Source organism: Salinispora pacifica CNR114 (assembly GCF_000514775.1).
Classification (GTDB): domain Bacteria; phylum Actinomycetota; class Actinomycetes; order Mycobacteriales; family Micromonosporaceae; genus Micromonospora; species Micromonospora pacifica.
The window spans coordinates 1-2,913 of sequence record NZ_AZWO01000078.1; the positions used below are offsets into that span (position 1 = coordinate 1).

Here is a 2,913-nt window from a genome sequence, read left to right on the forward strand (position 1 = left end):
CCTCAGCCCAGTTTTCCAATGCGATCACCCCTCCAGCCTCGGAGGGGTCAGTCCCAATCCGCCGCTAGAGGGTCAGTCTCAGCGCGTCGTCGACAACGGCTACCTCGCCACGGCCGGGCAGGGCAACTGGGCGCCCCCACAGCGGACGCGGGCACAACGGTGACGCCGGCCGACGCGACCGTCCGCCGGTGGTGGCGGTACCTGAACGACCACCGCCAAGTCGACGGCCGCTGCCCCGTGTGCGGCACCCCACGGCGGTGCTGGCCGTGGGCGGAGGCGTACGCCGGGCTACTCGCCCACGACCTACTCGGATCACCCCGGGATCGTCGCCACCACGCTGCTCAGGGATCCGGCCGGATTTAGCGGCAGGCGAGGCTACCGGGCTAGACCGGGCCTTCGGCCCCGACACCCGACGAGTGCGAGGCTTCGGAGGCTCGATCCGCGGAGGCAGACCTTGACCCAAGGCCGGGGGCCAGCACGTTGGCCTCCCCCCGGTTTACGTGCTGATCAGCTTTCTTCGGGCTGCGGAGCAAGGCGACGGAGCCTTTCTGCCCGTTGGGCACGTGCTTCTCTGTATGTCCGCTCTTGTTCGGTTTCTAGGCGACGCGGGAGTGTTCGAGAAGCCCGCCAGCCCTCGCCGCACTTGTCGGACTGGCGAATGATCCGCTCTGGAGCGTGGTCGCTTGGCCAAGCCTGGATCAGGTAGTCCTCGACGGGGTCTGTCGCTACAAGGTCAGTGGCGATGTCACGGCCTCGAGCGTGCACCCGCATCCTGTAGGTGCCGGGACCTGCCGGTGTGAGGTCTGGCAAGTCTGGACCATCATCTCCGAGTGCATGCACCGCGACCCTACCCTGCGGCGCGACGAGCGGCACCTCGACGATCTCTTCCCAGCTTTCAATAACTGGCGGTGGTGCACTCGGGTGCGCTTCCACCGTTACCGCTACATTGCCCGTGTGGATTCCGGTAAAGATGGCGGCAACCCCAGTATATGTTGACACAAGGCCGTTGCTGCTATCGGTCATCTCGGCGAAGTGTTCCGTCTCTTCGCGAACGAAGAATAGGTGGTAGCTTACGCGTACGGTTCCCCGTCCAGATGTTAGTGGGCTCATGGATACACCTTAGATCGGTAAGTGGTAGGAAGTGGTCGGAGGTGGGCGCCCTCCGACCACTCTAGATTCAGCCGTGCCGGCAGCGAAGTACCTCGGTCACCGACCTCCGAGCCGGATCTTCGCAGGCCCTACGAAAATCAGTCCTGAGTGGACCAAATCCATACGTGGAAAGGATCGCGGTCTAGGATTCGATTCTCCTGGTACATCTTGTTGATACCCGTGCCGCCCTCGCTGTTTTGTTTCTTGTTAATCATGCAGGCGCTGTATCCTGTGGCTCCGGTTACGCCGGTGGGTAGTGCACTGATGGAGCAGACTTCGAGAGTGCGACCCGTCCCACCACCAGTAGACGCACCCTGGTATGTGGAAGCGAAGGGGTATTCGTCACAACTCTTGCCACTCGGTCGAGGATATGAGGTAGGGCATGCCTTGTTTCTATTCTTGACTTTTAGGGTCTCGTCGGTTAGTCGGGTGAGTGGGCTGCCATTGGGCGCGAGGCCGGGGTACGCACCAGGGAGGCCGGACTGCTGGGCGTTCCAGATATGATTAGCCAGTTCGGGATAGGTGTTCCACTGGTAGCTCAGCACACCTGGCCAGTCCGGCCAAATGCATCCCGCGATATGGTAGCCGGGCACTGCGTTGTCGCAACGAACAGTGGGATACGGAGCTGCCACCTCAGTGGTCCGGCCGCCAACCCAGGCAGGGTTGTAGAAGCGGTAGTGCCAGCTAGCATTTGCATTACCTGTGCTGCCAACCGCACTGGATGTTCCCCGGAAATATGCCTCGCCACCTTGGCGGGTATCGAGAATGACGGACTGTCGAGGAAAGTCACTACTACTCGTAGTGCATGCGCCACTGCATTCGGTACGAGCATCCACGGTCGTGCCGGCAATAGTGCCCCAGCCGCCATACAGGGATACTTCGACCTGCTGCGCCCAGTTCAGTGTGGTCGATGACCCATACGCATAGGCGTATTCATTCAATAGCAGTTGCCCGACTATTTGGCCAGTTTGTACATTTGTAATATCTACTCGCACCCCGCGAATGCGGCAAGCTTCTTCTCGAGTACCCCACCACTGTCCGTCAAATGCATTGTCGTAGCAGTATTGCGGCAGTTCTAGCGGTGCGGCGACGCGCATGTCACCCTGCTCGGGAAGTTTGCCTTCCTCTCCGACCACAACGCAAGCAACAACTTCTTGCCCGGTAATGGCGGTGCGCCTTTTGTGACGTTCAACTACCTCATCGCAGGACTCACTGTTTGGTGCGGTTGCGGTTCCGGCAGTCCCTGCTGGCAGGGCCGGCGGTTTGGGCTGCGACGGGATGAGCGTGGCGGATCCGACCGTTTCGGTCACCGCTGCTGCCGGGCCTGAAATCGACAGGAGTCCCGATAGGACGAGGGTCGCGGATAGAAGCAATCTAGCACTTGTCTTCATTGGCTACTTTCTACAGATAGAAAGAACGGCAAGGTTGTAGTAGGGCAATGTCACCACTCGAGCTGAAGCCGGATCGCAGGTATTGCGATACGAAGTCTCTAGACTAAAACGGCTGATCGGTCCCATCGCTACTGGCTGACTGAATTAGATCGAAAGTCCAGGAGCGCTGCCTAAACACGCTAAACGCACCTTCCGTAGCCTCTGCCGCCGCAGTGCAGATTCGTAGTGGCGGCGTTCTCGGACCCCTGGCCGGGGCACCACTTAATGAACTCCGATAGACACGACAACGCCCCGCCCGGACGTGCAGGGTTCCGGCAAGGTGACGATATGGCCGTTTCAGTCGAGTCCGAGTAGTTGGAGTGGCCGGTATGGG

Annotated in this window: 2 protein-coding genes; one reads left to right on the top strand and one right to left on the bottom strand. The window is 60.5% G+C overall.

Translation table 11 applies throughout. From position 1 onward, the window contains the following. Positions 1-159 precede the first annotated feature (159 nt). The gene (locus B118_RS33765; RefSeq protein WP_080678180.1) at positions 160-363 is read left to right on the top strand and encodes a hypothetical protein; all 204 of its coding nucleotides are present in this window, start codon (positions 160-162) and stop codon (positions 361-363) included. An 884-nt stretch (positions 364-1,247) separates the two neighbouring features. Here the strand turns inward: B118_RS33765 and B118_RS31345 are convergent. Continuing rightward, positions 1,248-2,459, bottom strand: a complete 1,212-nt coding sequence (locus B118_RS31345) for a NucA/NucB deoxyribonuclease domain-containing protein (RefSeq protein ID WP_162173377.1) — start codon at positions 2,457-2,459, stop codon at positions 1,248-1,250. Positions 2,460-2,913 lie beyond the last annotated feature (454 nt).